This is a genomic window from Clostridium sp. (genome assembly GCF_036781005.1).
In the GTDB taxonomy this organism is placed as follows: Bacteria; Bacillota; Clostridia; order Clostridiales; family Clostridiaceae; genus Clostridium_B.
The window spans coordinates 104,998-125,541 of sequence record NZ_DAIQBT010000003.1 but is presented as its reverse complement, the minus strand read 5'-3'; the positions used below and the strand labels follow the sequence as shown (position 1 = coordinate 125,541).

General features: G+C 31.5%; 21 protein-coding genes, 1 pseudogene, 1 riboswitch and 1 other annotated feature. Of the genes and pseudogenes, 18 read left to right on the top strand and 4 right to left on the bottom strand.

Annotated elements, in window-relative coordinates:
* Positions 1-644 precede the first annotated feature (644 nt).
* Positions 645-831: riboswitch (cobalamin riboswitch) on the top strand.
* Between the two features lie 163 nt (positions 832-994).
* From V7Q02_RS02145 to V7Q02_RS02130, 4 genes are read left to right on the top strand one after another with little or no spacing between them, the layout of a single operon-like run.
* A complete protein-coding gene (locus tag V7Q02_RS02145; protein WP_333859314.1) occupies positions 995-1,735 on the top strand; it encodes an energy-coupling factor ABC transporter permease in 741 nt (246 codons plus the stop codon).
* Between the two features lie 4 nt (positions 1,736-1,739).
* A complete protein-coding gene (locus tag V7Q02_RS02140) occupies positions 1,740-2,057 on the top strand; it encodes an energy-coupling factor ABC transporter substrate-binding protein (RefSeq protein WP_333859313.1) in 318 nt (105 codons plus the stop codon).
* Positions 2,054-2,842, top strand: a complete 789-nt coding sequence (gene cbiQ / locus V7Q02_RS02135; RefSeq protein WP_333859312.1) for a cobalt ECF transporter T component CbiQ — start codon at positions 2,054-2,056, stop codon at positions 2,840-2,842. Before V7Q02_RS02140 ends, cbiQ begins: the two co-directional genes overlap by 4 nt.
* Positions 2,839-3,672: an energy-coupling factor ABC transporter ATP-binding protein gene (locus V7Q02_RS02130; protein WP_333859311.1), complete on the top strand. Its 834-nt coding sequence runs from the start codon at positions 2,839-2,841 to the stop codon at positions 3,670-3,672. The genes cbiQ and V7Q02_RS02130 overlap by 4 nt, the downstream gene beginning before the upstream one ends.
* 74 nt (positions 3,673-3,746) lie before the next feature.
* Here V7Q02_RS02130 and V7Q02_RS02125 read toward each other — a convergent pair whose 3' ends face one another.
* Entirely contained in the window at positions 3,747-4,919 is a 1,173-nt protein-coding gene (locus V7Q02_RS02125; RefSeq protein WP_333859310.1) for an iron-containing alcohol dehydrogenase, read from the bottom strand.
* 201 nt (positions 4,920-5,120) lie between these two features.
* Here V7Q02_RS02125 and V7Q02_RS02120 point away from each other — a divergent pair.
* The 4 genes and pseudogenes from V7Q02_RS02120 (at position 5,121) to V7Q02_RS02105 (ending at position 8,813) form a co-directional block, all read left to right on the top strand.
* Positions 5,121-6,231, top strand: a pseudogene (locus V7Q02_RS02120) (NAD(P)-binding protein).
* 51 nt (positions 6,232-6,282) lie between these two features.
* Positions 6,283-7,191: a DMT family transporter gene (locus V7Q02_RS02115; RefSeq protein ID WP_333859333.1), complete on the top strand. Its 909-nt coding sequence runs from the start codon at positions 6,283-6,285 to the stop codon at positions 7,189-7,191.
* A gap of 508 nt (positions 7,192-7,699) precedes the next feature.
* Positions 7,700-8,368: a TMEM165/GDT1 family protein gene (locus tag V7Q02_RS02110; protein WP_333859309.1), complete on the top strand. Its 669-nt coding sequence runs from the start codon at positions 7,700-7,702 to the stop codon at positions 8,366-8,368.
* Between the two features lie 268 nt (positions 8,369-8,636).
* Complete coding sequence (locus tag V7Q02_RS02105) at positions 8,637-8,813, top strand: hypothetical protein (RefSeq protein WP_333859308.1); 177 nt, start codon at positions 8,637-8,639, stop codon at positions 8,811-8,813.
* Between the two features lie 50 nt (positions 8,814-8,863).
* Here the strand turns inward: V7Q02_RS02105 and V7Q02_RS02100 are convergent, their stop codons facing one another.
* Entirely contained in the window at positions 8,864-9,283 is a 420-nt protein-coding gene (locus V7Q02_RS02100) for a hypothetical protein (protein ID WP_333859307.1), read from the bottom strand.
* Between the two features lie 220 nt (positions 9,284-9,503).
* Between V7Q02_RS02100 and eutP the strand changes: the two genes are divergently transcribed.
* The 5 genes from eutP (at position 9,504) to V7Q02_RS02075 (ending at position 12,971) form a co-directional block, all read left to right on the top strand.
* Positions 9,504-9,950 (top strand): EutP/PduV family microcompartment system protein, encoded by a 447-nt coding sequence (eutP, locus tag V7Q02_RS02095; protein ID WP_333859306.1) that lies wholly within the window; start codon positions 9,504-9,506, stop codon positions 9,948-9,950.
* Between the two features lie 195 nt (positions 9,951-10,145).
* On the top strand, positions 10,146-11,132 hold the full coding sequence (locus tag V7Q02_RS02090; protein WP_333859305.1) for a type I phosphomannose isomerase catalytic subunit: 987 nt from the start codon (positions 10,146-10,148) through the stop codon (positions 11,130-11,132).
* Positions 11,133-11,236: 104 nt separating this feature from the next.
* Positions 11,237-11,785 (top strand): NADH peroxidase, encoded by a 549-nt coding sequence (locus tag V7Q02_RS02085; RefSeq protein WP_333859304.1) that lies wholly within the window; start codon positions 11,237-11,239, stop codon positions 11,783-11,785.
* A gap of 327 nt (positions 11,786-12,112) precedes the next feature.
* Positions 12,113-12,490, top strand: a complete 378-nt coding sequence (locus tag V7Q02_RS02080; RefSeq protein WP_333859303.1) for a BMC domain-containing protein — start codon at positions 12,113-12,115, stop codon at positions 12,488-12,490.
* Between the two features lie 10 nt (positions 12,491-12,500).
* Positions 12,501-12,971 carry a EutP/PduV family microcompartment system protein gene (locus V7Q02_RS02075; protein ID WP_333859302.1) on the top strand — a complete coding sequence of 157 codons (471 nt, stop codon included), beginning with the start codon at positions 12,501-12,503 and terminating at the stop codon, positions 12,969-12,971.
* 281 nt (positions 12,972-13,252) lie between these two features.
* On the opposite strand, the gene V7Q02_RS02070 is transcribed toward V7Q02_RS02075, so the two are convergent.
* Positions 13,253-14,617 (bottom strand): Ig-like domain-containing protein, encoded by a 1,365-nt coding sequence (locus tag V7Q02_RS02070; RefSeq protein WP_333859301.1) that lies wholly within the window; start codon positions 14,615-14,617, stop codon positions 13,253-13,255.
* Between the two features lie 209 nt (positions 14,618-14,826).
* Here V7Q02_RS02070 and V7Q02_RS02065 point away from each other — a divergent pair, with 209 nt between their 5' ends.
* From V7Q02_RS02065 to nth, 5 genes are all read left to right on the top strand, one after another.
* Positions 14,827-15,654, top strand: a complete 828-nt coding sequence (locus V7Q02_RS02065; protein ID WP_333859300.1) for a YihY/virulence factor BrkB family protein — start codon at positions 14,827-14,829, stop codon at positions 15,652-15,654.
* A gap of 115 nt (positions 15,655-15,769) precedes the next feature.
* Positions 15,770-16,003: a binding site (T-box leader), on the top strand.
* 89 nt (positions 16,004-16,092) lie between these two features.
* Positions 16,093-17,004 carry a cysteine synthase A gene (cysK, locus tag V7Q02_RS02060; protein WP_333859299.1) on the top strand — a complete coding sequence of 304 codons (912 nt, stop codon included), beginning with the start codon at positions 16,093-16,095 and terminating at the stop codon, positions 17,002-17,004.
* Positions 17,005-17,059: 55 nt separating this feature from the next.
* On the top strand, positions 17,060-17,653 hold the full coding sequence (gene epsC, locus V7Q02_RS02055; RefSeq protein WP_333859297.1) for a serine O-acetyltransferase EpsC: 594 nt from the start codon (positions 17,060-17,062) through the stop codon (positions 17,651-17,653).
* 171 nt (positions 17,654-17,824) lie between these two features.
* Positions 17,825-18,544, top strand: coding sequence for a lysophospholipid acyltransferase family protein (locus V7Q02_RS02050; RefSeq protein ID WP_333859296.1), 720 nt, complete (start codon positions 17,825-17,827; stop codon positions 18,542-18,544).
* A complete protein-coding gene (gene nth / locus V7Q02_RS02045; protein ID WP_333859294.1) occupies positions 18,541-19,200 on the top strand; it encodes an endonuclease III in 660 nt (219 codons plus the stop codon). The genes V7Q02_RS02050 and nth overlap by 4 nt, the downstream gene beginning before the upstream one ends.
* Before the next feature lie 48 nt (positions 19,201-19,248).
* Here nth and V7Q02_RS02040 read toward each other — a convergent pair whose 3' ends face one another.
* On the bottom strand, positions 19,249-20,481 hold the full coding sequence (locus tag V7Q02_RS02040) for a competence/damage-inducible protein A (protein ID WP_333859293.1): 1,233 nt from the start codon (positions 20,479-20,481) through the stop codon (positions 19,249-19,251).
* Positions 20,482-20,544 lie beyond the last annotated feature (63 nt).

The following is a 20,544-nucleotide window of genomic DNA, read 5'->3' as shown; positions in this document are numbered from 1 at the left end:
ATGGAGAAATGATCATTTCTATCTGAACTTTAGAAAAACTTATCCAAGTACATAGCAAATTTGTCCTCTATTGTAAAGAAGACAATCGGGATAGCAACGTTGGGATATTGATAATGTGACTACAAATATGAATTTACCTGATATATGATATGAATTGAAATTATATATCTATTATTTTATCGGATGATTTTATGTTTTCTAAAATTTCAACTATAATAGTTAGGAGTTTTAGAAAAATATATTTAAGATATTTACCAGGATAAATTGTCTTTAGTAAAAATTTGTTCTGTAAATATTGTAATATTTTATTTAGAACAAAACAAATATTTTGTATTATTATGATAATATATATTTAATATAATTTAAATTAATTAGTATATTTATACATAATTATACTATATTAAGATAAAAAATTCACATATAAGCTTAAAAGTACAAATATTTTATGTAATGTTTGCATGTTTTTACAAAATGTATTATAATAAAATGGAACAAAATATTTGTTTTGTATTATTATCCTGTCTTATTTTATCTAAATATCCACTAAATATTTTTTATAGATTATTTTGAAGTATAATTGTATTCATTGATTTTATAGATTAATAATGATATGCTTATAGTGTTATATATACAATAATAGTAAAATTTAATAGTAGAATATAGGTTTAATCAAAGTTTATTGATTAATTAAAAGGGAATCAGGTGAAATTCCTGGACTATCCCGTAGCTGTATTAGATGAATTTAAATACATTAAACCACTTGGAAACAGGGAAGGAGTATTTAAGTTATGATTCTTGAGTCAGAAGACCTGCCTATATTTTTGACCATGGTCTCTACGAGTGATAGGGGGTGTCAAAGAATGAAATGTACTTATTAAATTCCTTATGAATGAGTATGATTTTTTGTCTTGTCCTTTTAGTGCTTTTGTTTAGAAGGATTATTTATTTTTTGTGTAATAATATTTAAAAATTTTGAAATGGGAGGATTTTATCTATGTCAAAAAAGTATCAAATTTCATTGGGAATTTTTCTTGTATTATTATTTATGCCTGGAAGTGTATTTGCCATGCATATTATGGAAGGATTTCTTCCTGTAAAGTGGTGTATAGCATGGGGAGTCCTATGTATACCTTTTGTTTTAGTGGGGTTGTTTTCTATAAGAGAAAAGATAAGGGTAAACCCTAGAATAAAAATGTTGATAGCTATGGCAGGTGCATTTGCCTTTGTTTTATCTGCTTTAAAAATTCCATCTGTTACTGGAAGCTGTTCCCATCCAACTGGAGTAGGACTTGGAGCCATACTTTTTGGACCTGCAGTTATGAGTGTTTTAGGTCTCATAGTTCTTATATTTCAGGCATTGCTTCTTGCACATGGAGGATTAACTACTCTTGGAGCTAATACTTTTTCCATGGCAGTAATTGGACCCTTGGTATCTTATTTTTTGTACAAGTTATTGAAAAAAATGAATGTATCTCCTTCAATAGCTGTATTCACTGCTGCTATGCTGGGAGATTTAATGACATATGTTACAACCTCGATTCAACTTGGGTTGGCATTTCCTGATGCAACAGGAGGAGTACTATTTTCTGTGACTAAGTTTATGGGCATATTTGCTATAACTCAAATCCCTCTTGCAATAAGTGAGGGAATATTAACTGTTATAGTTTTTAACCTTTTAAATAATTATAATAAGGAAGAACTTGTACAGTTGGATGTAATATCAAAGGAGGTATAATAAAATGAGTATAGAAAATAAAACTAATAATATATTTAAGAAAAACTTAATATTGGCTTTTCTTGTGATATTGATAGCAGTTATTCCATTAGTATTTATGAAAAATGCCGAATTTGCAGGCTCGGATGATAAGGCGGAAAAGGCAATTACTCAAATTGATAAAAATTATAAGCCCTGGTTTTCTTCAGTATGGGAGCCACCAAGTGGTGAAATAGAAAGTCTTTTATTTGCATTACAGGCAGCTATTGGTTCAGGAATAGTATGTTATTATCTGGGATATTTAAAAGGTAAGTCTAAGAGAGTGGAAAAAGATAAATTATGATTTCCATAGACAAACTGGCTTATACATCTAAGTTAAGAGATAATAATCCTATGGAAAAGTTCATATTTAGTATTTTTACGATGATATTATGTATAGCATTAAATAATGTAGTGTATTCAGTGATAATTACAGTGTTTATGGGAAGTATAACTATTCTTAAGGGGAAAATACCAGTCAGACACTATATGGAATTGATGTTAATTCCTATGTTTTTTTTGGTTATTGGAGTTATTACTATAGCTATAAATGTAGTAGGAAATAGCAAAAATGTATTGTTTAGCTTTGCAATATTAAATATTAAGTTTGGATGTACAACAGAAAGTATTGAAATGTCCTCAAAAATATTTTTAAAGGCTCTTGCTGCGGTTTCATGCTTATACTTTCTTGCACTGTCAACACCTATCTTTGAAGTATTGATGGTACTTAAGAGGTTAAAGGTACCTAAATTATTTGTTGAATTAATGGGACTTATATATAGATTTATTTTTGTATTATTAGATACAGCCAATATGATTTTTATTTCACAAAATTCAAGGTTAGGATATTCAACAGTAAAGTCTGGCTATAATTCCCTTGGAAAATTAATTAGCTGTTTATTTATAAGTTCTTATAAACGTTCACAAGATATTTATACTGCAATGGAATCAAGATGTTATAATGGCGAAATAAATTTAATAGAGAATAGTTATAAAGTTTCATATAAGAATATTTTAATAATAATAATTCTACAATTCATAGCAATATATATAAGCTTTAACAAGCATATTTTTGGGGGGATTGTATGAGCAGATACATACTGGAAACAAAAAATTTAAGTTTTCAGTATCCAGATGGTACTAAAGCTTTAAACAATATAAATTTAAAAATAGAAAAAGGAAAAAAAATATCCTTTGTAGGGGTTAATGGATCTGGGAAATCAACGTTATTTTTAAATTTTAATGGGGTTTTAAGACCAACAGAAGGCAGTTTGATATATAAAGGAAATAAGATAAGGTATAATCAAAAGTCTTTATTGCAATTAAGAAAAAATATTGGAATTGTTTTTCAAGATCCAGAAAATCAATTATTTTCAGCAAGTGTATATCAGGAAGTTTCTTTTGGCGCTATGAATTTGAAACTCTCAGAAAGTGAAGTTAGAAAAAAGGTGGATACTGCTTTAAAGAATATAGGTATGTATGACCATAGGGAAAAAGCTGTACACTTTTTGAGTTATGGACAGAAAAAAAGGGTTTCAATTGCGGATATACTTGTTATGAACCCAGAAATAATAGTTTTTGATGAACCTACTTCAAGTCTTGATCCTAAACATGCAAAACAGATTATCAACATATTCAACTATATTAATGAAAAAGGTATTACTATTATACTATCAACTCATGATGTGGAACTTGCATATTCCTGGTCAGATTATGTTTTTGTCATGAGAAGTGGAGAAATAATTAAAGAGGGAACACCCTATGAAATCTTTTCAGACGATAAATTGATAGAGGAATGTTATCTCCAAAAGCCCTTTGTCCTTGAAGTTTTTGAGGCTTTAAGCGATAGTAATAAAATATATTCAAATAGTATTATACCTAAAAATAAAGAGGAACTTTTAAAGATTTTAAGAGAATAGTGTAGAATAAAGAATTAGGGCTCCCAAAAGCCCTTTTTCTTATGAAATGTTTATTGTTTACTTTTTAAGCATTTTTAAATAGCAGCTTTAAAAATATTTATTATATCTTCTATTGTTCCCTTCCGTGGATTTGTGAGGGAACATATATCTTTTTGAGCATTTTTAGACATGAATTCCAAATCATTTTCATTAAATCCAATAGAACTTAGATGATTTGGAAGTTTGATATCTTCACAAAGGTTTTGGATACTGTGCTTAATGTTATTAACTGCATCTTTTTTTGTTTCTGATTCTAGTCCTATAATATCATTGATATGAAAAATTCTTTCATCAGGTATTGAGGGAGAATTAAATTCTAGTACATGAGGCAGTAAAATTCCATTACAAGTTCCGTGAGTTTCATTATAAAGTGCTCCCAATTGATGAGACATGGAGTGAACATATCCAAGTCCTGCATTATTAAAAACCATTCCTGCCATAACACTGGCAAACATCATTTGTTCTCTGGCCTCTAGATCGTTTCCATTTTCGTAGGCCCTTTTTAAATATTTAAAAACTAATCTCATAGACTTAATTGCCAAGCTGTCGGTAATAGGTGAAGCTTCGGTGGATACAAATCCTTCTATTGAGTGGGTTAAAACGTCCATGCCTGAACTGGCAGTTGCATCTGGGGGCATAGTTGACATGAACATAGGATCGTTTACAGATATAGTGGGCATCATTTTAGGATCTCCTATGGTCATTTTTACTTTTCTGCTATCGTCCTTTATGATAGCAAAATTAGATATTTCAGATCCCGAACCAGAAGTAGTATTTATTGATATTACTGGTAGTGCAGGATTTTTCAGTTTTTGATATCCTTCATAATCCTCTATTGAACCACCGTTTGTTGCTATAGTGGCTACAGCTTTTGCACAATCATGGTTGGTTCCGCCTCCTATAGATACTATAATATGGTAACTTCGTTTTAATATATTAATTCCCTTTTTGAAATAGGTAAGGGCATCTTCCACAAATGAAATAGTACAATCTGGATGTAAAATACCATCAAATATATCATAAGATATAAATAGACTTTTTAATATTTTTTCTATTGTTTCCACATAGCCCAGTTTTATCATATTTTTATCTGTAATAATTAAAGCTTTACTTAGTTTGTAAGGCATTAGTTCTAATGTCAAATCCTTGATGGAGCCAATTCCAATGAGATTTACTGTAGGTGAATGAAAATCATGTGTATTTTCCAATATAAATCCCTCCAAATTTAAAATATATATTAATTATTTTTTCTGTTTGTAGTTATACTTATGTATAAAATACAAATTATATATATAGGAAAATTTACCTTTAGATTTAAAGGTAAAAATTTATACAAGAATATGATATTTATTAAATGGGAATAACAAATATAGATATAAAAAATATATGAATCTTAAGAGGTGTTTGGTGTGGAAGTTGCAATTATGGGGGCTGGAATGTCAGGATTGTCCTGTGCTATTGTATTAGAAAAAAAGGGAATATATCCCGCTATTTTTGAAAAACGAAGCAGTGTTGGAGATAAATTTGTTAATGGAGAAGCTACGTTTAGCATATTGAACAGACCTATTGGAGATGAATTAAAATATCTAAAAGATACCTACCATATATATTTAAAACCCACGGATAGAGTTGAAAAATTGGTTTTTCATTCACCAAATTACAAGGGAAACATTCAAGGGGCTTTAGGTTACTTGAATATCAGGGGAAGACATGATAACTCTTATGAAAGGCAATTGGTCAAACAGGTAAATTCCAAAATAAATTTTAATTCCACTTATGAATATGAGTAGCTTTGTAAAGAGTTTGAATATGTAGTTTTAGCACCTGGAGATGGAGATTATGCTGTAAAACTTGGCAATTACAGATGTGATCTTACTTGTAGTATAAAGGGCGTTACAGTTGAAGGGGAATTTTGTACAAATACCCCCATGTATGGTTTAACTATGATATAATACCAATGGGATATGCATGGCTGCTGCCCTTTTCTGAAAAAGAAGCTAATCTAGTCATTGCCTATCCGGGATATCCAAGCAATATAAAATTAGATATAAATGATATAAGGGATAGATTTTACAGTAGTGCCTGCAGAGATTTAAAGCAAAATTTTAAAATAACTGATAATTTTCAAATTGCAAGATATATGATGGGTATATGCAATAAACCTAAAGTTGATAATACATATTTTGTAGGAAATTGTTTTGGGTCAATGTCTCCAGGTCTTGGATTCGGGCAATTTACCTCCATAGTAACAGGATTTATTCAGTCTATGATCTATGTAATCTAGGCAAGTATGAGGAACTTATAAAACCTCTATTTCAAAATTATAATAATTCATTATCTTTAAGAAGATTTTTAGAGAATTTAAGTAATGATAATTTAGATTTTATAATTAAAAATTTAGATAATAAATTATTGGATAAATTTATTCATAAAATAACTGGTAATACAAGCAAAATTGATTTGCTTGAAATTTTTACTCCTATGATGAAGTTGTGGAATTTTTTCAAGAAAGATAGTTGAGGGGAGTATTTATAAATTTTATTAATTGTCATGAAGAAAGTAGGTAAGGACATGCTTGTTGAAGGTGCAGCAAAAAGTCAATCCCGATCAAAGGGAATAGCACTTGTAGTATTTGCAGCTATGTTGTGGGGAGTATCGGGTACAGTTGCCCAGTATCTGTTCCAAAGAAAATTTACTCCGGAATGGCTGGTAGTAATTAGATTATTACTATCAGGAATAATTTTATTATTCTATGCTTTTATAAAATTAAAGAAAGATATATGGGGAATATGGAAATATAAACATCATAGATTCAATCTTATTTTATTTAGTATTATAGGTATGCTGGGAGTACAATATACATATTTTGCTGCCATTAAACATTCAAATGCTGCTACAGCTACAATATTGCAGTATTTATCAATGGTTGTAATTACTTGTTATCTCGCCGTATTTCTAAGAAAGATTCCAAGTTTGAGACAAGCAGTGGCTATTGTTTTAGCTATAGTAGGAACCTTTTTTATAATTACCCATGGAAATGTTCATGCTTTATCTATTTCAAAACAAGGGTTGTTTTGGGGTCTTAGTTCTGCTTTTGCATTAGCTTTTTATACATTACAACCTTGTTCTCTTCTGCGTAAATGGGATTCTATTGTTATAGTTGGATGGGGTATGCTTGTGGGAGGAATGGTATTTGCGATATTTTACCATTCATGGAATTTCACAGGCCAGTGGTCCGGGGTTTCCATATCTGGAGTTATTTTTGTAGTGATATTTGGAACGTTGATTCCATTTTGGTGTTATATGGAAAGTATAAATTATATTAAACCTTCAGAAACAAATGTATTGGCCTGTATTGAACCGTTATCTTCTGTGCTTTTATCTGTATTTTGGCTTCATATAAGCTTTGGAATAACGGAATGGATAGGAGCCATATGCATTATAACAACTGTAATTATTTTGTCAGGCCAAAAAACATAGATGAATTTTGTGAAAGTTATATAAAAAAATGTTTTACTGTATATAAAAGTTATGATAAAATTTAAAAAAGATTATGAAGTGATTCTTAGGTTCAGGTGGAGTTTTCTATATAGAAATACTTTTATCTCCATCTGAAGCCTTATTAACAGTATTCTTAGTGTCTTTAGCACTTAGAATACGTTATCCTTTAGGGAAGAACTTATCCAGGCGTGTAGCAGTGCTTATCTCACACTTTGAAGAAGATGGGAGTGTTAGCAATGGTAGCGTTCGGATAAAATTTAGATGTTAAGAGGGAGTAACTACCCTTTAGTGGAGATAAAGTCAACACACTGACCTTTTTGGTCTGGCTTTATCGTGACCCGTGTGGGTCAAGTGAGACTTTTAACACAGTGTTTTTTCATATAGTTAAAATTTTTCAGTATAAATTTATATTTATGGTGGAGAAATTTCAACTCTAGTAAAATCACATTGTGGTAAAAGTCTCTTTATTTTTTAGGAGGTAGAATTGATGAATACATTTGTACAAGCACTGTTACTAGTAGTTATTGCAGAAATGGGGGATAAGACTCAATTACTTGCCATGGCTATGGCAAGCAAGTATAAAGTAAAGGAGGTGTTATTAGGTGTACTTATAGCTACTATTTTTAATCATGGACTAGCAGTGGCAGTGGGAAGTTATTTAAGTTCTCTCATATCTATGAAGGCAGTAAATATAGCAGCTGCAATATCATTTTTGATTTTCGGATTCTGGACTTTAAGGGGAGATAAAATTGATGAGGAAAATAGTAACAAGAGCAGATTTGGACCTGTTATTACAGTTATTATAGCTTTTTTTCTAGCGGAGATGGGAGACAAAACCCAACTTATGACTATAACCATATCTGCCAAGGGAAATGAGCCTATATTCACATTTTTAGGAACTACTCTTGGAATGATTATTGCAGATGGTATAGGGATTATAGGTGGAGCTTGGATGTACAAACATATTCCAGATAAATATATAAAGTGGGCAGCTGCAGGTATATTTATATTTTTTGGAACTCTATCTATTTATAACAGCCTTTCTTTGTGGATGCTTAAACCCGTATATATTATAATGTATATAGTAGTTCTTAGCATATTTGTGTATTTATTTGGAGTGAAATATTCGTATAGCAATAAAGCTGATAATCAATAAAATATTTGATAGAGAAGATTGTGAATGATTCATTGAAATTATTAAATTAAGATGTTAACATAAGATAAATATATATTAATACACTGGTAGGAGAACTTAAAAGGATATTTATGCTGGGGATGGGAGTTTTGGTAATAGGATGGGCAACATATTTCTACCTGAAAGTTAATTTGGGGGCAGATCCAAGAGATAGTTTGATGGAAGGTTTGGTAAAGAAAACAGATAAGCCTGTGTATGGATGATAAGGACATTTATATAAGGAATTGTATTGATAGTAGGGTATTTTTTAGGAGGACCTGTTGGTATAGGAACTTTATTAATTGCACTGACACTGGGACTTTCTATACAACTTGCTTTTAAAATAGGAGGATATAGTTCTGAAAGTGTACAACATGCAAGTTTAATGGATTTGTATAGAGAGCTTCATATACAAAAAGATATTTGACTTGATATAAATGAGAGAATCAACAGGGACATTTAAGTCCCTGTTGATTGTTAACATATAAAACCTTCTATTTGTCTTATGCTCATACCAAAATAGGTCCATCTATTTCTATACCATCTATAACCGGAAATACTATTTCTGTCTACATGGGTAATCCACGCCCAAAATGGGTTACCTCTTTTTGGCCATATGTGAGTATATTTAAATAAACAGGGTCTTAAGGATGATTTTGTTGTACTGGCATTTTTCTTTGAAGGAGTATGAGCTGGAGGAGGTCCTGGTGGAAGTCTGTGAGGATTTTGCTGCCTTGGCATACTAGGTATATACATAGGCGGGTGGAATGCATAAAATTGAATATAAGGGCAATAAAATTCATTCATAGAATCTGGTATTTCCGGCATATCATCATAAGTAATATCTTCATCGTACATGGGATCCTCTTCAAATCTTAAGTAGTCATAATCGTACATATATACAACTCCTATTTTTTTACTGTTAATTAAATTATATGTATTTGCAAAGTATATAGTTACAAGTTATATGAAGTAAGATTGTTATAGTATTGACAAATATTCATTACAAGCATAAAATTAATAATGGGATGGTTTATATAAAATGGCTTATTTAAAAAGAATATGGAGTAAAGTATTCGTAATATTTTATTTAATATAGTCAAATAGGGGAGTTATGATGAAAATTGTAATGGTAATAGGTAAAACAGGTTCGGGAAAAACCACTTTATGTAAAGCTATAAGTGGGCAGGATGTAAGTATTGGAGAAATGAATTATAGAAGTACTCAAACCACAGATATTATAAATGGTACATTTATAGATACTCCAGGTCAATACATAGAAAACAAGTGGTATGGTTCACTTACAATTATTTCGGCTGATTGCGATATTATGGCTATTTGTCAGGATTGTACAAATATGGAAAATGTATTTCCGCCTAGTTTTGCAGGTATATTTGCAAAGCCTGTTATAGGCATAATAACTAAAATGGATCTTTGTGAGGATATGAACAGTATTAAAATGGTAGAAGAAATGTTGAGTATGGCAGGAGCAGAAACGATATTTAAAGTTAGCAGTTTAAGCAAATTTGGCTTTGAAGAAATAAAGAAATATATTAAAAATTAAATATGGTGTTTTGAAATTGTTGTTTGATAAGATTTTATTAAAATGGATCTCCTGGCAAATTAATTGTCAGAAGGTTTTTTATTTTTTGTCATATAAGAACTTAATCCTATAAGCCTTTAATTATGTAATAATAGTATCTTAAATTTTATAAGTATATAACATGATCATTAAATCTTAAATATAAGGAGATGAATTATGTTATATCCAATTAAGTTTGAAAACTTATATTACAGTAAAGTTTGGGGAGGGAGAGATTTAGAACTCTTTAGAAATAATCTGCCAGAGGGGAAAATAGGGGAAAGCTGGGATATAGCATGTCACAAAAATGGTATGGGGATAGTGGCAAATGGAAAGCTAAAGGGCATTAGGTTTGATGAACTTATTTCAAATGAAGGAAAAAAACTTTTAGGGAGAAAAATAAAAACAGATAGATTTCCACTTCTTGTAAAACTAATTAATGCCAGAGATAAGCTTTCCATACAGGTTCATCCTGATAATATATACGCCAATAATGTGGAAAAAGATTGGGGAAAATCAGAAATTTGGTATGTGATGGAAGCAGCTAAAGGGGCTAGTTTGATATTAGGTACTAAAAATATAATAAGTGGAACAGAACTTAAAAGTGCTGTCAGAAAAGGAGTTCTGGAAAAACATTTAAATAAGGTGTATGTAAATAAAGGAGATGTATATTTTATAAAAAGTGGATTAGTTCATGCTATAGGGGCAGGAGTAATTGTAGCAGAAATTCAACAAAATAGTGATATAACTTATAGAATTTATGACTATGGAAGAGAAAGGGAGCTTCATATTAAAAAGGCTTTGCATGTAATAGATTTTAATTTAAGGGGAGAAAAAATCAGAGGGATTACACTGAAAAAAAGAGGTTATGAAAAAACCTATTTATGCCTCTGCAGAGAATTTTCATTGGAATTATATAATATTCATACAGAAGTAATAGAGGAAAGTGATGAGGAAAGATTTTATATATTTACATGTGTTCGGGGTTTTGGAAACCTAATATATGAAGAAGGGGCGCTCTCTATATTTATAGGAGATAGTATACTTATTCCTGCCTTTTTGGGGAGATATATATTAAGAGGGAACATGGATATATTAAAAAGCTATGTACCTGATTGCAGCAAAGTGGAAAAAGAAATATTAAAAGAAATAAAAAAATTTTAAAAACCTCTTGCAATACAATAATATATATTATATAATAATAATTGTTAAGAGAAACTTATAAAAATAATTATATAATATAAATATATATATAGGGAGGAATTATAATGAAAAAATTTGTTTGTACAGTATGTGGTTATGTTCATGAGGGAGATGCACCTCCAGCAAAATGTCCTGTTTGTGGTGCACCAGCAGAAAAGTTTATTGAAAAGAAGGAAACTGGAGCAATCAGTTGGGCAGATGAGCATGTAATAGGGGTTGCTAAAGATGTAGATCCAAAGGTAGTAGAAGAATTAAGAGCTAATTTTACAGGAGAATGTTCAGAAGTTGGAATGTATTTGGCTATGAGCCGTCAGGCAGATAGGGAAGGATATCCAGAAGTTGCAGAAGCATATAAGAGAATAGCTTTTGAAGAAGCAGAACATGCTGCTAAATTTGCTGAATTGTTAGGAGAAGTTGTAGTAGCGGATACAAAGAAAAATTTACAGATGAGAGTAGATGCAGAAGAAGGAGCCTGTAAGGGGAAAAAGGATTTAGCAACTCTTGCTAAACAATTAAACTATGATGCAATTCACGACACAGTGCATGAAATGTGTAAAGACGAAGCAAGACATGGAAGTGCATTCCAAGGATTATTAAATAGATATTTTAAATAGACATTAACAAAATTATTGATATATTAAAGTAACATAACAAAGTTACTCCTTTTAAAAATATGGTAAAAGAACTTGGGTATCCAGGTTCTTTTGCTATGTGATATATAAAATATATTTTTAAATACTATTATAAGGATATTTATATGCAAAATTTTATAGGCAAATTAAAATATAAGGAAATTTTGCAAAACCTTATTTTGTTTATAGAGCTATAAATTTTCACCTAGTTATACGGCTATAACTTCCTCTCCATAGTTGACAAATATGCGTTAGTAGCGTATTATTAACTTAAATTAATATCGAAAAAGTCGAAAAGGAGATTGTGACATGGATTTACAAAATATACTGGCACAAGAAGGTAAAGTGAGAATTATTCAGGAAACTGTTCCAGGTAAGCAAATCACAATTGCACACATAATTGCCAGTCCTGATGATATTATATATAAAAAATTAGGATTAAATCCTACCATTGATTATGGGAAGGCAGCTATTGGAATTGTATGTATGAGTCCTAGTGAAACTGCAATTATCACAGGGGATATCGCTTCCAAGGCAGCTAACATAGACATTGGTTTTGTAGACAGATTTAGTGGAACGCTTATTATAACAGGAGGAGTTGCAGAAGTTGAATCTGCCATGAAAGCAGTTACAAATTATTGTAGGGACAAGCTTTTTTTTACAGTATGTGAAATAACAAGAACGTAGGTGAGGTTGTATGAGGAAAATAATATTATTTGGTAGAAGTGGATGTGGAAAAACTACTTTGACCCAGGCATTAAGAGGACAGGATATAGTTTATCATAAGACCCAGTATATTAATCACTATGATGCAGTTATTGATACTCCGGGAGAATATGCAGAAAATAGATCACTTGGAAGTGCACTTGCTATATATTCCTATGAGGCAGATGTAGTAGGTCTTTTGCTTAGTGCCATAGAACCTTATTCTATATTTCCACCCAATATTGCACCTTCTGTAAACAGAGAGGTTGTGGGTATAGTAACACAGATAGACAGGTCTGACGCTAATGCTAATCAAGCTGAATATTGGCTGAAGCTTGCAGGTTGTAAAACAATTTTCCGTGTAAGTTCTTATACTAGAGAGGGAATAGGCAAAGTTTTGAATCACCTTAGAGAAGATGGAGAAAATGTGTGCTGGGATGATAATGGCACACTGAGTAACTGATTAGGTTGCTGTGTAATAAAAATGAAGGTGGGGTTTATATCTTAATGACAACGTCTACAATTTGCAGTATAATTGTTTTATTTATAGGTGTAATGCCACTATTTCTTTTTTTAAAAAAGTTTTAACTATCATTGAGTTTTATTGAAATATAAGTTTTTATCGCGGATTACAAGCCTGTGTGTATTAAAAACACATGGGCTTGATTTGTTTTCAGAAAAAAGCAAAATACTGCTGACAATTATATTTGTCAGCAGTATGAAGTTCAAGAATCACTTGATATTTTAAACTGTATACATAAAATACCATGTAGCGTCTTTTGTTGGTGTAGCGATACTTACATTTCTTATATGGTAGTCATTATATCCATAATCATAACCTTGATTATCACAGACATAAGCATATTCGTAACTACCTTCACTAACCCATCCCATAAATGTATAGGCGTGAGTTGGACCATTTCCATAAGAAGTTGTAAAACATATGTCTCCAGGCAGAAGTATGGAAAAATCTTTAGAACTATACCATCCTCTGTCTTCTAATTGAGATGTCAGTGTAACAGTATTCGCTACGTAATTTGGAAGATCAGTTAGTCCTGCCCTACGGAGTCCTTCACTGGCAAAATATACACAGTTATTACTGGTGATTCCATTGTGGAGTTCAATAGCTCTGTTTAAAACAGATTGTCTGTTGTCATAGTTCATGAAATAATTATAGAGGTTTGTCCCAATTTTAGATTGGGTTCTATAGTCATTTAAAATAGATTCTACAGGTTCAAAAGGTTTTATAGTCAAATTCAGGGTCACCGGTTTGTCATAACCCTCTACTGTACCTGTGTAAGTATAGTTACCAGGGATACTTGTCCTGTCTACGGATTTATCCCAGCATATACCTACAGAAGCAGTTGAATTATTTGACATTGTAGCTGTTACTTCTGTTGGCAAGTTGTAGGAAGCCTCCTGATCTATAGTTACATTTATGTCATCAACAGATGCTATAGCAGGTGATGTCTTGAATTCCACTGTAGTTGGATTTTTAAGTTTTTTGTTATACATAGATACTATATCTTTTCCTACAGTTAAGACATATTCTGATTCGGCACCATATGCGTTTTCAGGAGTTACAACAACGGATGTTCCATTATCTTCTAGGGACAAAGTTATGGGAACTTCTGTATTGTTTTTATCAATTAATTTTATGTTCTTTTCTAAAGAGTTCAAATCCACTGGTTGATTAAATATTATTTTCCATTTTTTAGTTAAAGACACATCGTATTTAACTAATGTATTATACTCTACATCTTTGTTTTCATCATCGGATGTAGTAGTTTTTTTTGCAATACTTTCGCTATATGTATTACTAGCTGATGAATCTTCGTCATAATATGTATCGGTTTGGGATTTAGTATCCTGAGAAGAGGTCTCTTTATTTGAATCAATATTATCTTTATTCTGAGTGTCTACATTGGTATCTTCTGATAAATTGTCAGAATTTTGATTTTGATTTAAATCAGATTCATCAGGAACACTGTAAGTAATTGAGGAAGAGGTGCTCTCATCATTTGCTGCAAACACAATTTTATGATAAAAACCTTGACAAATTACATAAACCATACACAATATTACAAAATTTTTGATAAACTTTTTCACTTTTACCCTCCTTTCTTCATATAAAATATCTTCATAGTTAAGTTTAATTGTTTTAAAAAGCATATTCAATACATTTATTTATAATTTAACATACTAAAATAAAAAATTATAATAATATAATGATAATATAATATAATATAAATATAATTTTAAAATATAAAATCTTGGATTTAAACCAGATAAGACTGACAATTGGTGGAGGTGTATATGTGAAAAAAAATTCATTATCATTTAATGGACTAAAGGCCTTTATCTTTAGATTTATAGAGGATGATGTGTTGGCACTAGCCTCCCAACTGGCTTACAGCCTGATATTTTCTTTTTTCCCTTTTTTAATATTTATTATAAGTATTATAGGATATAGTGATATAAGCAGTAGTGATATACTTGGCAGTTTAAGTTATATATTACCTAAAAATATATTGGAACTTGTAAAAACCACTATAGTGAGAATTACTGATACGAGAGATATAAAATTATTATTTAGTAGTCTCATTCTTACCATATGGTCTTCATCAGGAGGATTTCATTCAGTAATAAAAGGGCTTAATAAGGCCTACAATAAAAAAGAGAACAGGTCTGTGATAAAAATTTATGCTATATCCATGTTATGTACACTGGGAATAACAGTTATAATAATAATTACCATATTGTTATTGGTATTTGGACGAATTATGGGAAGTTTTCTGGCATTTAATTTGGGGCTTTCCAAAGAATTTAATTTTATATGGAATATATTCAGGTATTTAATGATTCTTTTTTCGACTATATGCATTTTTGCGGCAGTATATCGTTATACCCCCAATATAAAGCTTAAATGGAGGGAAGTAATGCCAGGGGCATTTTTTTCCACCCTTGGTATCGTAATAGCATCTATGGGTTTTGCATTTTATGTAAATAATTTTGCTAATTATTCTATAATATATGGAAGTATAGGAGCAGCTATAGTGCTTATGACATGGCTTTTCATATTATCTGTTGTAATTATTCTGGGAGGGGAAATCAATTCCGTACTGTTTACCCATAAAGTGAAGTAATCTATATATTTGAGCAAAAGGCTGTAAAATATATTTTATAATAAAAATATAAAAAAAAGTTGACAAAAGACCAGGTAGTTGTATAATATAATATATAAATCATAGTAAAATAGTCAGAAATACTTTGAAAAAGAAAAGTAGTTTAAATAAAGTTTCACAGAGAGGAAGCTGCAGGTTGAAAAGCTTCTAAATGGAATTTAAATGAAGTGCTCTTTGGAGTTATTGATCGAACTTGTAGTAGGTTGTATCGGGTTCACCCGTTATAGTGATAGAACATAGTGTTGTGTTTGATGAGTGAGGTCAAAAGATCTAAAAAGAGTGGGACCACGGAGTATACTTCGTCTCTATAAGTTATAGAGAAGGAGTTTTTTTTACGTTAAAATTCAAAATATTTTACTAAAATGTGAGATAATTAAAAATTATTAGGAGGAATGAAAAATGATATTTAATAATGCCATAGATATGATAGGAGCTACACCTTTATTTAAATTGGATAATTTTAAAAATGAAAACTCGGCTGAAATATATATTAAACTTGAAAAGTATAATCCAGGGGGAAGTATTAAAGATAGAGCTGCCCTTGGAATGATTGAAGAAGCGGAAAAAGATGGAGGCATAGAAAGAGGAGGAACCATAGTTGAACCTACTAGTGGCAATACAGGAATAGCTCTTGCCATGATAGGAAAATTGAAGGGTTATAAGGTTATAATAGTTATGCCTGAAACTATGAGTATAGAGAGAAGGAACATGATAAAGGCCTACGGTGCAGAATTAATACTTACAGATGGTACCAAGGGCATGAAAGGTGCTATAGAAAAAGCTTATGAAATAGCTAAAAATAAAAGAGGATATTTTATACCGCAGCAATTTATTAATAAAGCAAACCCTAAAAAACATTATGAAACCACTGCAGAGGAAATATTAAAAGATCTACAACAAGTGGATGCATTTGTAGCAGGAGTTGGTACAGGGGGAACACTTATAGGAGTGGGAGAAAATTTAAAAGGACGTCATAAAAATGTAAAGATTATTGGAGTGGAACCGGCATCTTCACCAGTATTATCAGGGGGACAAACAGGAGCACATAAAATACAAGGGATAGGTGCAGGGTTTGTACCGGATATATATAAACCTGAACTTGTAGACAAAATAATCACTGTAAAAGATGATATGGCCTTTAAATATGCTAGGCTCATGGGAAAAGAAGAGGGAATATTAGTTGGAATATCTTCAGGGGCCAATATAGCTGCAGCAATACAGGTAGCGGAGGAGCTTGGAAAGGATAAAAAAGTAGTAACAGTAGCCCCAGATGGAGGAGAAAAATATTTGTCTATGGGACTGTATGATTAATTTTTTATAGAGTGTTATGGGATTTAATCTAAAAAGTTTAAGAGGAGAGATAGTAATGAAGAATCCATTTAAATTATTGGCTTATGATGTTAAAAATGCCATGAAAAATGATCCTGCTGCTAGAAATCCATTAGAAGTATTTTTGCTGTATTCTTTTATACATGCTTTAATATGGTATAGAGTGGCTCACTTTTTTTACAAGAGAAAATGTTTTTTCATTGCCCGTTTCATATCCCAGGTAGCTAGAGCTTTAACCGGTATAGAGATACATCCTGGGGCGAAAATAGGGAAAGGATTGTTTATAGATCATGGAATGGGGGTTGTAATAGGGGAAACTGCTGAGGTAGGAGACAATGTTACACTATATCATGGAGTTACACTTGGAGGTACCGGAAAAGATACAGGCAAAAGACATCCCACAGTTGGAAATAATGTATTTATAGGCAGTGGAGCTAAATTACTTGGACCAATAGTTATAGGGGATAATGTTAAAGTAGGGGCAAATGCAGTAGTTCTTAAAGATATACCTTCAAATTGCACTGCTGTAGGAATACCAGCAAGAACCATATATAAAACTACAGCCCAGGTTATAGAAATAAAAGACTATGAGGGAAAAAGAAGAAAAATATATAATGAAATGGTTATATAACTTTTACTATAATTCCATAGATACAGGAAAAGACAATAGCGATGTTGTCTTTTCTTATATTTTTAAATTATTATAGTAATAGACTTTTAAAGATTTTAAAATTATAATTTATTATAGCAGTATTTAATTTTAAAAACATAAGGCAGTATGAAAGGAAAGGTGATTTTATCTATGATTTCTCCATGGATGGCTAAATTGATAGGATATCTTCCTAAAAGATGTATAAGTTATATTTCAAATAAAATATTATTTGGATATTTAGAAAAATATGCAGATATAAAGGTAGAAGGTATTGAAAATTTAAATAATGTAAAAAAACCTGCAATATTTATTTGTAATCATTTAAGCAATTCCGATGCACTTGTACTCGGTAGTGTACTTAAATCTGAAAATTTAACCTTTGTGGCAGGAGCAAAACTGAACCAGAATCCTTTAACCCAATTGGGGATGAGTATGACAAAGACCATAACTATAAAACCTAACAGTGCAGACAAGGAAGCTATATCCAAAATTGTAAAAACTTTAAAAGCAGGAGAAAGTATACTTATATTTCCAGAGGGTACAAGGAGTAGAACAGGAGCCATGGGAAAGGCACGAAAGGGTGTAGTTTTAATACAGAAATTGACTAGAGCTTCAATTGTACCTATTGGCATTTATGGTACTGAAAAGCTTTTACCTATAAGCGGCAAGGACATGGCATTAGAAGATTTTTACCATGCAAAGGTTTATGTAAATATAGGAAGGCAAGTGGATATTCCTCTTAGAGAAAAAGGTGAAAATAAACACGATTATGAGGATAGAACAGCCGATTTTTTTATGTTTAAAATATCTGAACTGCTTCCCAAACAATATAGGGGCGTTTATAGTTTGAATGAAGGTGATGAAATTTGAATAGAAAAGATATAGATATTATATTGAAGGTACTAAGTGAAACATATCCACAGGCAAAATGTGCATTGAATTTCAATTCACCCTACGAACTTTTGGTATCAACCATATTGTCTGCTCAATGTACAGACGTAAGGGTAAATAAGGTTACCCAGGAACTATATAGGAAATATAATACTCCTGAAGAGATGCTTTCTTTAACTGAAGAAGAATTGGGAGAGAAGATAAAAAGTTGTGGCTTTTTTAGAAGCAAAAGCAAACATATATTAGAAACCAGTAGAGCGATTATTGAAAATTATAAAGGGGAAGTTCCAAAAACTATGGAAGATCTGATAAAACTGCCAGGGGTGGGACGCAAAACTGCAAATGTAGTACTGTCAAATGCTTTTGGCATACCTGCTATTGCTGTAGATACCCATGTTTTTAGAGTATCCAACAGACTGGGGATTGCAATAGGAAATACGCCAGATAAAGTGGAAAAAGAACTTATGAAAAATGTACCTGAATCCATGTGGAGTGATACCCATCATTATCTCATATGGCATGGACGAATCACGTGTAAATCCAGAAAGCCAGATTGTGAAAACTGCCCTTTAGCACCCTGGTGTGAATACTTTAATCATCCTGAAGAATATGAAAAGATATCTAAGAATAAGTAACTGAAATTCTGTTACTTATTCTTAGATATCTAAAAATTTGAAATATATTTATAGTATTTGTCGTCTTATCCAATCAAGAGCATTCATGGTGGTTCTTTTTCTTATCATCTCTCTTGTTCCGGCATGACGGAGTTCTTTTACTTTAATTTCCCCCCTGTTATAAAGACCAAGGTATACAAGGCCTACAGGTTTTTCAGGGGTTCCGCCATCAGGCCCTGCAATTCCTGTGGTAGATATACCTATGTCAGTATTTAAAGTTTTAGCTGCACCAATAGCCATTTCTTTTGCAACCTCAGGGCTTACAGCTCCATATTTATCTAGAGTGTCTTTTTTTACCCCAAGCCTTGTAATTTTAGATTCATTACTATAAGCTATAATTCCTTCTTTAAAAGCTTTGGATATGCCAGGATAATTTATGAGTTTTGCGGCAATTAATCCACCAGTACAGGATTCGGCACAGGACAGGGTATATCCTTTATCTATAAGCAGCTTTCCTAGTACTTCTTCCATCTTAATATCATCTTCTCCATATACATTGATTCCTAAAATTTTCTTTAGTTGGGCTTCCACAGGTTCTATGAGGCTTAAGGCTTCCTTTTCCTCTGCTGCTCTTGCAGTAATTCTAAGTATTATGTCTTCTTCCTTAGCATAAGGAGCTACAGTAGGATTTATACTATTTTCTATAAAATCCGATACTCTTTCTGCCATGGCACTTTCTCCAAGTCCATATATTCTGAGAATTTTGGATTTTATTATACCACTGCTGTATTTTTTTAGAAGAGGTATTACATAGTTTTTAAACATGGGTTTTGTTTCTCTTGGGGGACCTGGCAGAACTATTAAAATTTTACCTTTATCTTCAATGGCACATCCTGGAGCAGTACCATTGGGATTTGGAAATATTGTAGAACCTTCGGGAAAGTAAGCTTGCTTTATATTATTGCCATCTGAATAGGATTTTCCCATTCTATTGAAATGTTCTTTTAATTCATTTAAAGATTTTTCATCTAACACAAGCTTTTTATTGAAAAATTTAGCACCGGTTTCTTTGGTTAAATCATCTTGGGTAGGGCCAAGTCCTCCTGTAGTAATTATAATATCGGATCTTTCAAATCCAAGCTTCAATTCGTCTAGAAGTCTTTGGGGATTATCTCCTACTACAGATTGATGGTACACTTCTATGCCTAAGTTTGCTAGTTCCTTGGAAATGAATTGGGAGTTAGTATTTACTATATCTCCCAATAAAATTTCAGTGCCTACACATAATATTTCAGATTTCATGGCTTAACTACCTCCGTATTTTAAGTATTTAAATAATTTGCAGTTGAATTATTATGATTTTAT